The sequence below is a fragment of the Planotetraspora thailandica genome (assembly GCF_016863335.1).
In the GTDB taxonomy this organism is placed as follows: domain Bacteria; phylum Actinomycetota; class Actinomycetes; order Streptosporangiales; family Streptosporangiaceae; genus Planotetraspora; species Planotetraspora thailandica.
On the sequence record NZ_BOOR01000055.1, the window covers coordinates 94,206 to 104,668 of the forward strand.

General features: G+C 70.5%; 12 protein-coding genes and 1 pseudogene. 8 read left to right on the forward strand and 5 right to left on the reverse strand.

Features of this window, described 5'->3' with window-relative positions; translation table 11 throughout:
* Positions 1–90: 90 nt before the first annotated feature.
* Positions 91–504: a MerR family transcriptional regulator gene (locus Pth03_RS30550; protein WP_239119482.1), complete on the forward strand. Its 414-nt coding sequence runs from the start codon at positions 91–93 to the stop codon at positions 502–504.
* Between the two features lie 18 nt (positions 505–522).
* Here Pth03_RS30550 and Pth03_RS30555 read toward each other — a convergent pair whose 3' ends face one another.
* Positions 523–1,314, reverse strand: coding sequence for a class I SAM-dependent methyltransferase (locus Pth03_RS30555; protein ID WP_203947883.1), 792 nt, complete (start codon positions 1,312–1,314; stop codon positions 523–525).
* 97 nt (positions 1,315–1,411) lie between these two features.
* Between Pth03_RS30555 and Pth03_RS30560 the strand changes: the two genes are divergently transcribed.
* Entirely contained in the window at positions 1,412–2,071 is a 660-nt protein-coding gene (locus Pth03_RS30560; protein ID WP_203947884.1) for a pentapeptide repeat-containing protein, read from the forward strand.
* Positions 2,072–2,152: 81 nt separating this feature from the next.
* Here the strand turns inward: Pth03_RS30560 and Pth03_RS30565 are convergent, their stop codons facing one another.
* Positions 2,153–3,007 carry a LysR family transcriptional regulator gene (locus Pth03_RS30565; RefSeq protein ID WP_203947885.1) on the reverse strand — a complete coding sequence of 285 codons (855 nt, stop codon included), beginning with the start codon at positions 3,005–3,007 and terminating at the stop codon, positions 2,153–2,155.
* 56 nt (positions 3,008–3,063) lie between these two features.
* Here Pth03_RS30565 and Pth03_RS30570 point away from each other — a divergent pair, with 56 nt between their 5' ends.
* The 4 genes from Pth03_RS30570 to Pth03_RS30585 all read left to right on the forward strand — a co-directional run bounded on the left by Pth03_RS30570 (position 3,064) and on the right by Pth03_RS30585 (position 6,265).
* On the forward strand, positions 3,064–3,558 hold the full coding sequence (locus tag Pth03_RS30570; RefSeq protein WP_239119484.1) for a nitroreductase/quinone reductase family protein: 495 nt from the start codon (positions 3,064–3,066) through the stop codon (positions 3,556–3,558).
* Between the two features lie 131 nt (positions 3,559–3,689).
* A complete protein-coding gene (locus tag Pth03_RS30575) occupies positions 3,690–4,220 on the forward strand; it encodes a GNAT family N-acetyltransferase (RefSeq protein ID WP_203947887.1) in 531 nt (176 codons plus the stop codon).
* A 112-nt stretch (positions 4,221–4,332) separates the two neighbouring features.
* Entirely contained in the window at positions 4,333–4,836 is a 504-nt protein-coding gene (locus tag Pth03_RS30580; protein ID WP_203947888.1) for a SigE family RNA polymerase sigma factor, read from the forward strand.
* Positions 4,823–6,265, forward strand: coding sequence for a hypothetical protein (locus Pth03_RS30585; RefSeq protein ID WP_203947889.1), 1,443 nt, complete (start codon positions 4,823–4,825; stop codon positions 6,263–6,265). The genes Pth03_RS30580 and Pth03_RS30585 overlap by 14 nt, the downstream gene beginning before the upstream one ends.
* A gap of 88 nt (positions 6,266–6,353) precedes the next feature.
* Here Pth03_RS30585 and Pth03_RS30590 read toward each other — a convergent pair whose 3' ends face one another.
* Positions 6,354–6,893: a helix-turn-helix domain-containing protein gene (locus Pth03_RS30590; RefSeq protein ID WP_203947890.1), complete on the reverse strand. Its 540-nt coding sequence runs from the start codon at positions 6,891–6,893 to the stop codon at positions 6,354–6,356.
* Positions 6,894–6,950: 57 nt separating this feature from the next.
* Here Pth03_RS30590 and Pth03_RS30595 point away from each other — a divergent pair, with 57 nt between their 5' ends.
* The gene (locus Pth03_RS30595; protein ID WP_203947891.1) at positions 6,951–8,183 is read left to right on the forward strand and encodes a benzoate/H(+) symporter BenE family transporter; all 1,233 of its coding nucleotides are present in this window, start codon (positions 6,951–6,953) and stop codon (positions 8,181–8,183) included.
* A gap of 74 nt (positions 8,184–8,257) precedes the next feature.
* Positions 8,258–9,304 carry a magnesium transporter CorA family protein gene (locus tag Pth03_RS30600; protein ID WP_203947892.1) on the forward strand — a complete coding sequence of 349 codons (1,047 nt, stop codon included), beginning with the start codon at positions 8,258–8,260 and terminating at the stop codon, positions 9,302–9,304.
* A gap of 10 nt (positions 9,305–9,314) precedes the next feature.
* Here Pth03_RS30600 and Pth03_RS30605 read toward each other — a convergent pair whose 3' ends face one another.
* Positions 9,315–10,259 carry a potassium-transporting ATPase subunit C gene (locus Pth03_RS30605; RefSeq protein WP_239119483.1) on the reverse strand — a complete coding sequence of 315 codons (945 nt, stop codon included), beginning with the start codon at positions 10,257–10,259 and terminating at the stop codon, positions 9,315–9,317.
* Positions 10,256–10,463 (reverse strand): annotated as a pseudogene (locus Pth03_RS30610) (potassium-transporting ATPase subunit B); the annotation flags it as partial. The pseudogene Pth03_RS30610 and the gene Pth03_RS30605, both read right to left, overlap by 4 nt.

Consider the following 10,463-nt stretch of genomic DNA (forward strand, 5'->3'; position numbering starts at 1 on the left):
CCTTGGGGACGGTCTTCCAGACCGGGGTCGCTGACGCGCGGCAGCCTAGGAGCTCGACTCGACTCTAGATCAAGCCTCATCCTTATCGACATGACGGACAATTCGACCACTATGACCATCGGTGAGGTTGCGGCGCGCACCGGCCTGAGCGTCCACACGCTGCGTTTCTATGAGCGTGAAGGCATCCTGGCCGACCCGGTGCGGCGCGACGCGGGAGGGAGGCGCGTCTACACCGAAAACGACATCGAGTGGCTCAACCTGTGCGTCATCCTGCGGACCTCCGGCATGCCCGTTCCTGAGATCCGCCGCTACACCGAGCTGGCCAGACAGGGCGACGGCACCGAGGGTGAGCGCCTGGCCCTCCTGCGCGAGCACCACGCCAGGGTCACCGCGCAGATCGGCGACCTGCACCGTTGCCTCGACCTGATCACCTACAAGATCGGAATCTACGAGGACTTCTTCGACGAAGCCGAACGCGAGCACGCCGGCGCCCTCACGCCGTGACGCTCCGCCCGACGGACCTCACGGCTTGCGCGCGTAGACGTAGATGACGGGCAGGTCGAACAGGTCCGGCCGGCCGAGCGCGTCGTCGAACCGGGCGACGAACGACGACTCGAAGGCATCCCTTTCTGCGGGGCCGAGCGAGGCGACCTGCGGATAGTGCGGGCTCGCCGCGTGGCTGCGCCAAAGCTCGCGCCCGCTCCGCGGCTGGAGGGCGAGCACCCCCTGCACCGCCCGCTCGAACGTGAAACCCGTCCTCGTCAGGGTGTCGCGTGCGCGCTCCTCGCTGCCCACCTCGGCCATCGGGTCGGCGAGCGTGAGCCCGACGTCCGCGGCGCATTCACGAAACAGCCGGGCCGCGAAGGGATGGCCCTCGCGCATCGCGGAGAAGCCGACCACTCCGCCCGGCCGCAGAATTCTGTGCCACGCGGCCAGGGCCCGATCGGCCGGCAGGTAGAGCATCCCCGCGCAGCACAACACCGCGTCGAAAGAATCGGCCTCGAACTCGTCCAGAGCCGTCACGTCCGACTTCACGAACGTGACGTTCGACAGCCCCGACGCGTCGAGCAGGCGCGCGGCCTCGCGCAGCATGCCCGCCGAGACGTCGGCGCCGACCACATGACCCGAAGGGCCGACCACCCGTCCGGCCGCCAGCGCGGCGAGCCCGGTGCCCGTGGCCGCGTCCAGCACCCGCATGCCGGGGGTGAGCCCGGCGAACTCGACCAGCCGCTCGGCATAGGTGACGTGCCAGTCCAGGTCCCCATACCCTGCGGCCCGCCCGTCGAAGTAGGCCTCCATGCCGTTGTCGTCCATGGGAGAGATCGTGGCAGACGGGGTCGCGGGCGGTGGAACGCGATCCTGGCGGGGGACGGTGCGGGAATTGTCACCGGGGGATGTGAGGATGGGGGGCATGCCGTTGCCCCGCCCCCGTGAGCGTGCCGACCTGCCGTACGCGCCCCATCTGGAACCGCACGAAGGCCGTCTGCGTCCGTCGGGCGACTACGACGCCGTGGCGTTCGACGACGCCGGGTTCGACGATGCCCAGGCCGGTGACGCGCGTTTTCTGGAGTGCGTGTTCTCGGAGGCGGCGTTCTCCGGCGGGCGCTACACCCGGGCGCGCTTCTCTGACGTGTGGATGCACACCGTGCGATGGGTCGGCGCCGACCTCGGCGAGACGAGGTGGCTGGACACCGAGGTGATCGGCAGCGTGCTCGCCGGCATCCAGCTCTTCAGCTCCGAGCTCAACCGCGTCGTCTTCCACGACTGCAAGTTCGACTCGGTCAACTTCCGCGGGGCGGCGTTGCAGGAGGTGTCCTTCGTCAACTGCAGGCTGGGCGAGGTCGACTTCGCCGGTGCGACGCTGAACCAGGTCACCTTCGAGGGCTCCGCGCTGGAGGGCGTGCGGTTCGACAAGGCGCGCCTGAGCAAGGTCGACCTGCGCGGGGCGACGCAGCTGGGCATCAAGGACGGCTACGACTCCTTGAGGGGCGCCACCATCAGCGACGCCCAGCTGACGATCATCGCGCCGATGCTGGCGCAGGTCCTCGGCATCGAGGTGAAGGACCGCTGACCGTGGCCCGCCCTCGGCCGCCGGAGGCGTAGCCGGGATCGCTGAGACCTCCGCGCGTTTCTCCTGCTACCTGAGCCTGCCTCAATCGCCTTTCCCGCGGCGAGCGGCGACGCCGGCCGCCACCCGGACGAAAGCAGCGAGGGCCGGCGATCGGCTCTGCTCCGGCCAGGCGATCATCATCGTGGTCGGCGGGGCATCGAGAACGGGCACACACACGACGTCGCCGCCCAGGTAGCCACGAGCGGACTCCGGCAGGATGGCGACGGTCCTCCCCATGGCGATGAGTTGCATCAACTGTCCGGCGTCACGCACTTCGGGACCTTCGGCATCGTCCTGAAGCAGGCCCGCCCAGCGCGGCATGACCTCGCCGTCCAGATCCGCCAAGGTCACCGCTGCCCTTCCCGCCAACCGGTGCCGCGCCGGCAGTATCACGACCTGGCCCTCGACCAGCAAGTCCTCAGAGTCGAGCCCGGTCAGGTCAGGCCGCCCGTGCAGTAGCCCGACATCGGCGAAACCGCCACGAAGCAAGGCTGCCTGCTCGCCGAAGCCGCAGAACAGCACGTCCACTGCGATCGCCTCTGGTTCGCTCTCATAGGCGGCCAGGATTTCCGGCAACATGCCGCCGTCACCGACGGCCTTCGTCACCAGGACCAGCCTGTGATCTTCTTGGCCCGCTCGCTGGGCACGACGAGCAGCCGCCGCCAAGCCCTCCAGGGCCCTCCTGCCTTCGTGGAGTAGCACCTGCCCCGCGGCTGTGAGAGTGACCTTTCTGCTGGTTCGCTCCAGTAACAAAACGCCCAGGCGACGTTCGAGCTGCTTGATGGTTCTGGACAAGGGCGGCTGCGCAATGCCGAGGCGTTGTGCTGCTCGGCTGAAGTTCAGCTCCTCGGCGACCGCCACGAAATAGGCGAGCTCGCGAGCCTCCAACCCATCCATACCCCTAGGGTATCGTTCATGATCGAGCTGGTCATGGTGCTTGCCGCCCATACGTGATGACGTTTGTTCATGACACAAGACACGGTGTCCACCCCGAAGGTCGCTCTGGTGAGCTGGAAATGACGGAGAGGTACTGGCGTCCCGGCCGGCTCACCGTACGGGTGGTCAACCCGGTGATGCGACGGCTGGGAACGGTCACCACGCTTGAGGTCGTGCGACGCCGGACCGGCACCCTTCAGCTCGTCCCGGTGAACGTCCTCGAACTCGACGGCGACCGTTACCTGGTCTCCATGCGAGGTCAGACACATTGGGTGTGTAACCTCCGTGCCACTGGCCGCTGCCACCTGCAAAGGCGTGGCCGGCGGCGCGCGTACCTGGCAGTGGAGCTGTCCGGGGAGCAACTGTCGCACGTCATCGCCGCCTACAGGGATCGATGGCAGGTGCAACGCTTCTTTGAAAAAATGCCTGATCCAACCGACCATCCGGCCTTCCGTCTCTATCCGGTCGAGAACGTATCTGTGGAGCCAGGGATCGAACCCCAGGCCCTTTGACGCCTTTGTACCGGCCAGATCTGCCGCCTTCGGCAAACCGCTGCCACGAACCCGAACGGCTATCGGCGGCATAGATGTGCGAGCGATATCGGATTGAGGCAGGTCGGTCCGTACTGGTTGGATTCGGCTGCATGCGCACCATCACGAGCGAGCGCCTCCTGCTGCGCCCCTGGCACGACGACGACGCCGACTTCCTCCTGGATCTCGAGTCGCGCTGGGAGGTCGTGCGCTTCTTGGGGGTGCATCCCACGACCATGCGCACCCGCGAGGACGCACTCGCCTCGATCGCACGCCGGCGCGCCGTCGACCACCCGATCCACGGGATCTGGGCCGTCACCACGGCCGCGGACGGACGGCTGGTCGGAAATCTCCTGCTCAAGCCGATTCCCCTGTCGGCCGGCGAATCCACTGACGAGCCGAACGACGTCGAGATCGGCTGGGCCCTGCATCCGGACGTCCGGGGACAGGGCTACGCCACCGAAGCGGCACAGGCCGTCCTCAGCGACGCGTTCAGCCGGGGCCTGGCGAAGGTCGTCGCCGTCACGGATCCCGGCAACCATGCCTCCCAGGCCGTCTGCCGGCGGCTCGGCATGACGCACCTGGGCCGTACGACGAGGTACTACGACGCCCCGCTCGAACTCTTCGAACAGCTGCCCGCCTGACCGGCACGACCGGTGCGGTCGCCTCGCGCGCACATCAGCAGAAGAGGGAGCCGGCGGGCAACCTTTCCCCGCGATCACGCGTATGTGAGGGCATGAGTCCCCGAGGAGCACTATGACCCCGCCCGCCGAGGGGTTCGCCGACTTCGTCGCGGCCAGGGCCACAGCCCTGCTGCGGACGGCATATCTGACCTGCGAGTCGGCGGCCGACGCGGAAGACGTGCTGCAGAGCGCGCTCGAACGGGCCTACCGCAACTGGCACCGGCTGCGCCGCGACGCCGACCCCGAGCCCTACGTGCGGAAGATCATCGTCAACCTGGCCATCAGCCGGGCCCGCCGCCGGGCGATCCTGCGGCTGATCCCCGTGCACGCCCCGCCCGACATGCCCGTTCCCCGCGGAGACGTCGAACTGCGCCAGGTGCTGCTCGACGCGCTTCGCATGCTGCCGCCCCGCCAGCGGGCGGTGATGGTGCTCCGGTACTGGGAGGACATGACCGAGGCGCAGACGGCCCGGATCCTCGGGTGCTCGGTCGGGACGGTCAAGAGCCAGGCGTCCAAGGCCCTGGCGCGGCTTCGCGTGCTGCTGGACCGGGAGGTGGTCATCAATGTCGAGGCTTGAGAACGAACTGCGCACGGCCATGGCACAGGAGACCGCCACGTTGCGGGCCGCGCCCGACCTGGCCGACCGGGTCGTACGGCGCTCGCGCCGTCGCAGGGCCCGCCGCATGAAGCTGGTGGCCGCCGCTGCCGCCGTCGTCGTCGCGGCGGGAGCCGTACCGGCCTTCGTGAAGCTGTCGCGACCCGACCAGACCGTCTCCGACCGGGCCCTCGCCGAGGTCGACGGAGTCGAGGTGCACTACCTGCCCCCCGACCTGGGCAAGCCGGAACGGCTGACGCTGAAGGAACGCGACAACCAGGACACGATCCGCCTCTGGGGCCAGGGTCTGAGGTGGTCGGCGGGAGACCGGTTCGTCCAGGTGTCCGTCTACCGGCCCAAAAACACGATCACCGATGTGATGGACATCTGGGGCCTGAACATCCTGCGCGACGTGGACGAGTCGACGGCCAACCAGGGCTTCGCCAGCACCACCGACCATACCGACCGGATATGGGTCGCCCAGCCGGGCGTCGTGCTGAGGGTCATCACCTCGGTGTCGCTGAAGGGCGACCTCGACCGCATCGCCAAGGGACTGCGGGTGAGCCGGGCCGCGCCGAACACGCAGCCCACCGCCGCGCAGCCGAGCCGCGCCGACGATCCCCTCTCGTTTGCAGGCGTACGGCTGGGTCGCCTGCCGGACGGCTTCACGACCGAGCAGGGCGATGCGTACATGATCACCGATGGCATAGGCCGGTGGTTCAACCGCGGCGGCGGGAGCCTGTCGGTGGAGGTCGTCTGGGGCGACGGTGCACACGACCTCGACAGCTTGCGCGAGGCCACGGTGTGGCCGAACGACGAGCGGCTCGTCAAGGTGCGCGAGAGCGAGGTGCGCGAGATCGCCATGCGCGGCACGCATGCGCTTGAGGGGACGGCCCTGTCGGCGAGCAGACATGGCGGCAAGGGCCGGATGCTCCTGTGGGTGATCCGGCCGGGTCTGGGCGTACGGATATGGGCGTCGCCGGATCTCGTGGGCACCATGCCGGAGATCGCCCGTGGCATCACGCCCATCCCGCCGTTGAAGGGAGACGCGGTCGCCGAGGTGCGGGTGCCCTACGTACCTGAGGGCCTCCGGCCGGACAAGACACGATCGGCGACGGGCCCCGACTGGGTCATGACGGCCCGGCGCTGGCGTTCACCCGCAGATCCGGCGCGTCAGGTGTCCGTGGAGGTGTATCACGGAGGCGCCGTCGAAGAGCGGGACTGGGCGGGCCGCACGGCGGGCGTCGACGCGGAGCCGGACGTCATCGGCGGAGTCGAGGGCATGGTGTGGCGGTCGAAGCGGGAGCAGAGGTTCGCCTGGCGAGACGCCTCCGGACTCGGCGTCGCCGTCGGGGCGGGTTCCCGGACCGAACTGGCCAAGGTCGTCGAGGGCATCCGCGCATCCGCGTGACCTCCACGCGGGCAGCGGTCGGGTCGGCCTGCTGGGGTCGCCTTCATCACCGGAGGCGGCCCTGGTCGCCGTCCGCGGCGGGCGTGGGTCACGTTCTCGCCTCGGCCGCGGACGGCGAGGTGATGACGAGGACGGCGTCAGCGGGCTCGTCCCACTGGCAGGCGTACCGGTGCGGAACGTCGCTGAGCCACTCGCTCGACCGCCCGGCGGGGATCTCCGACTCCCGTCCGGCGGGACCGGCGACGATCGTGCCACGGGTGACGAGGAGGTGCTCGCGCACCCCCGGCCCGTGGGCGGGGGAGGAGCGGTCGGCGCCCGGCTCAAGCCGCAGCGCGTAGACCTCGACGGTCGCGTCCGGGTAGCGGCGGGCGTCCAGCAGGCGGGCGGAGACGCCGTCCGCCCCGACCTCGGCGCCGATCCTGTCGTCGAGCAGCGAGGCCAGAGGCACGCCGAGCGGACCGGCGAGGGCGTACAAGGTGGCGAGCGTCGCGTTGCGCATGCCCGACTCGATCTCCGACAGCGACCCCTTGCCGACGCCCGCTTCGGCGGCCAGCGCGGACAACGACAGGCCGCGTTCGACGCGCAGGGCGCGCACCCGTGCCCCCACCCGGGCGTTCACTTCGTCCATCCGTCGATGCTAGCGTTCCATATACAGAACGATCACAGGTGAGCGAAGGATCCCCCCATGCGTCAAACCCTGTGGCAACCGCTGTCCGCCGGGCTCGTGGCCGCCTTCGTCGGCTACACCAGCTCGTTCGCCGTCGTGCTCGCCGGGCTCCGCGGGGCCGGGGCGACCGCCGGGCAGGCCGCCTCCGGGCTGCTGGTGCTCTGCCTCACCCTGGGACTGGGCACCATGCTGCTCGCCTGGCGGTACAAGACGCCGGTCATGCTCGCCTGGTCGACCCCGGGCGCCGCCGTCCTCGCCGCCGGAGGCGCCGTCGCGGGCGGCTGGCCTGCCGCCGTCGGAGCCTTCCTCGTCACCGGCGTGCTCATCGCCGCCACCGCCGCCATCCCCCGCCTCGGCGACCTGGCCGGCTCGATTCCCGCCCCGATCTCCCAGGCCATGCTCGCCGGGGTGGTGCTTCCCCTGTGCCTGGCGCCGGTCACCGCGACGGCGCGGCATCCGGCGGTGCTGCTGCCGGTGCTCGCGGTCTGGCTCGCCGTTCTCGCGTTCGCCCCGCGTTGGGCGAACGCCGCCGCCCTGGGCACCGCCCTCGCCGTCGCGGTCGCGGCCCTCGCCGCCGACAGCCCGGACGCGGGCGCGTTCACCCCGCATCTGAGCTGGACGGCCCCCGCCTTCACCTGGCAGGCCCTTGTGGGCATCGCCGTCCCGCTCTACCTCGTGACGATGGCCTCCCAGAACGTGCCCGGCACCGCCGTGCTGTCCGGCTTCGGTTACCGCACGCCATGGCGTCCCGCCCTCGCCGTCACCGCCGCCGGGACCATCGCCGGGGCCCCCGCGGGCGGCCACGCGATCAACCTCGCCGCGATCTCCGCCGCACTGTCGGCCTCGCCCGACGCCGGGCGCGACCCCGCCCGCCGGTGGATCGCCGCGTTCACCACCGGATGCGCGTACGTCCCGCTGGCCTTCGCCTCCGCCGCCCTGTCCGCCGTCGTCACCGCGGCGCCGGACGGGCTCGTCGTCGCGGCGGCCGGCATCGCCCTGTTCGGCATCCTCGGCTCCTCGCTCGCCTCGGCGGCGGCAGAGCCGCGCGGACGCGAAGCCGCGATCGTCACCTTCCTCGTCGCCGCCTCCGGCGTCACCGCAGCCGGAATCGGCGCAGCCTTCTGGGCGCTGCTGGCCGGCCTCGCCGTACGGCTGATCATCGGCCTGCGCGACCGGCGGGCCGCCCCGGCGCCCGATACCCGAGATGGTGCCGGGGAGCCGGGCCGTACGGCCGGAGCCTCCCGGGGGTAGCCCCGCGCCGCCGTCCGGGCAGGTCCGTGGTGGGATTGGATTGCCTGTGGGCTCGCCTGGGGGGTGTGAACCGCATGGACGTTCGCCTGATCGGCGATGGAGGGGTCGAGGAGCGTTCCGCCGGGGAACTCGCGGCGCTGCTCCACCATGGGGACGGCCTGGTCTGGGTGGACATCCCCAGCTGTGACAGGGACGCCGCCCACGTGTTGTCGGAGGTGTTCGGCTTCCATCCGATGGCGATCGGCGACTGCGTCGAGCGCAACCGCGTTCCGAAGGTGCACGCCTACCGGGACCACGTGTTCGTCGTCCTCCACGCCCCGGAGCGGGGCGAGCGCGGTCACGTGCACTGGGTCGAGCTCGATCAGTTCGTCGGCCGGAACTACCTGGTGACCGTGCACGGGCCGGTCAATCCCGCGGTCGACCCGGAGACGGCCCTGCGGGAGACCCGGGCGGTGCTCGCGCGGATCAAGGCCGGGCGCCTGCGGCCGGCCACGCCGTTCGAATTGTCGTACGCGGTGGTCTCGGCTCTCATCCGCCGCCAGGAGGACTACGTGGAGGCGGTGACCAGCGACGTCTGGCGGCTGGAGCAGCGGGTGACGGGCGGGCGTGTCGGCGACCCGGAGGAGTTCCTCACCGACTTGTTCCGCGCCCGCCACGGCCTGCTGGCCGTACGGACGATGAGCGCGCAGAGCGGCGCGATCTACGGCCGGATGTCCCACCTGTCCGGCATCTCGCCGGGAGGGCAGCGGCTCGTGGTCGACATGGCCGACCAGTTCGACCGGGTCCGCAGCGTCGCCGACGGCGAGCGGGAGTATCTCCAAGGGGTGATCGAGTTCTACCAGACCACCCTGACCATCAAGTCGGCGCTGGTCGGCCAGGGCCTGAACGAGGAGACCAAGCGGCTGACCGAGGCCAGCTACACGCAGAACGAGGAGATCAAGAAGATCTCCTCGTGGGCTGCGATCCTGTTCGCCCCCACACTCATCGGCACCGTGTACGGAATGAACTTCCAGCACATGCCCGAGCTGCACTGGATCTTCGGCTATCCGCTGGCGTTGTCGCTGATGGTGCTGACGTCCGCCACGCTCTACCTGGCATTCAAACGGCGAGGCTGGTTGTGACCGCACGCCCTCAGCGCGGCGGGCGCATCCTGTCGAGTTCGAGGTTGAGCCGCAGCACGTTGACCCGGGGCTCGCCGATGAAGCCGAGCACGCGGCCTTCCTCGTTGCCGGCGATCGCCTTCAGCACCTCCTGCACGGACAGGCCCCGCGCCCTGGCGACACGGGGCGCCTGCAGCCGGGCGTACGCGGGGGAGATGTGGGGGTCGAGGCCGCTGCCGCTCGCGGTCACCGCGTCGGCCGGTACGGCGGGCCTGGCCGGGGCGGAGCCGCGGATCGGCACGATCTCGCCGGTCCGGTAGTCCTCACCGGAGCGGGCGCACTCCACCGGCACGCCCGCGTAGGCGGCGAGGAACGGCCGCGCCACCACGCCGCACTGCTCGTTGACGCTGACGATTCGGACCGGCCGGGCCACATGCCCGGTCTGGTCGCGAGGCCCGATGACCGACACCACCGCGCCCACGCCGCCCGGCGTGCAATACGGCCGCGAGCCGTCCACGCCCTCCAGCAGGCCGGCCGCCCTGCTGCGGGAGCAGACCTGGGTGAGCAGGCTGTCCCGCGCCCGTTTCGCGGCGACATCCCGGGCCTTCGCGGCCGGGTCGGAGGGAAGCGTGTCGACGACGTCCTCCGGGCCCAGATTGCTGCCTCCGGTGGCGGTGGGGTCGTACCCTGCTCCGGCGGCCGACGGGCGGCTCTGGAAGTACCGCACGAGCGGCCTGCCGTGGCCGTCGGTGAACGCCTGGCCGATGAGGCGGCTGCCGACCGTACGGCCGCCTTCCGTGATCATCGAGCCTTCGGCGCGGCCATGGAGGCCGGGAAGGAGCGCGACCCCCCAGACGGCCAGGGGATAGATCACTCCGACGATCACGGTGAGGGCGAGCAGGGTGCGCACCGCCGCCACCAGCGGGAGCATCCATCCTGGCACCCGGGCCGGCAGGGAGGTGCGCGCGGCGGTCATGAGATCCCCCGGAGGAGCTGGATGAGAATGTCGATGAGCTTGATGCCGATGAACGGCGCGATGATGCCGCCCAGGCCGTAGATGTAGAGGTTGCGGGACAGGAGTTTGGAGGCGCTGGAGGGGCGGTAGCGCACGCCGCGGAGGGCGAGCGGGATCAGTGCGACGATGATGATCGCGTTGAAGATGACCGCCGACAGGATGGCC

Excerpts from the sequence above, each read along its gene's own strand:
- Pth03_RS30550 (WP_239119482.1), top strand. The coding sequence starts at position 91 with ATGACGGACAATTCGACCACTATGACCATCGGTGAGGTTGCGGCGCGC.
- Pth03_RS30580 (WP_203947888.1), top strand. The coding sequence starts at position 4,333 with ATGACCCCGCCCGCCGAGGGGTTCGCCGACTTCGTCGCGGCCAGGGCC.
- Pth03_RS30590 (WP_203947890.1), bottom strand. The coding sequence starts at position 6,893 with ATGGACGAAGTGAACGCCCGGGTGGGGGCACGGGTGCGCGCCCTGCGC.
- Pth03_RS30560 (WP_203947884.1), top strand. The coding sequence starts at position 1,412 with ATGCCGTTGCCCCGCCCCCGTGAGCGTGCCGACCTGCCGTACGCGCCC.
- Pth03_RS30585 (WP_203947889.1), top strand. The coding sequence starts at position 4,823 with ATGTCGAGGCTTGAGAACGAACTGCGCACGGCCATGGCACAGGAGACC.
- Pth03_RS30570 (WP_239119484.1), top strand. The coding sequence starts at position 3,064 with ATGACGTTTGTTCATGACACAAGACACGGTGTCCACCCCGAAGGTCGC.
- Pth03_RS30605 (WP_239119483.1), bottom strand. The coding sequence starts at position 10,259 with ATGACCGCCGCGCGCACCTCCCTGCCGGCCCGGGTGCCAGGATGGATG.
- Pth03_RS30565 (WP_203947885.1), bottom strand. The coding sequence starts at position 3,007 with ATGGATGGGTTGGAGGCTCGCGAGCTCGCCTATTTCGTGGCGGTCGCC.
- Pth03_RS30575 (WP_203947887.1), top strand. The coding sequence starts at position 3,690 with ATGCGCACCATCACGAGCGAGCGCCTCCTGCTGCGCCCCTGGCACGAC.
- Pth03_RS30555 (WP_203947883.1), bottom strand. The coding sequence starts at position 1,314 with ATGGACGACAACGGCATGGAGGCCTACTTCGACGGGCGGGCCGCAGGG.
- Pth03_RS30600 (WP_203947892.1), top strand. The coding sequence starts at position 8,258 with ATGGACGTTCGCCTGATCGGCGATGGAGGGGTCGAGGAGCGTTCCGCC.
- Pth03_RS30595 (WP_203947891.1), top strand. The coding sequence starts at position 6,951 with ATGCGTCAAACCCTGTGGCAACCGCTGTCCGCCGGGCTCGTGGCCGCC.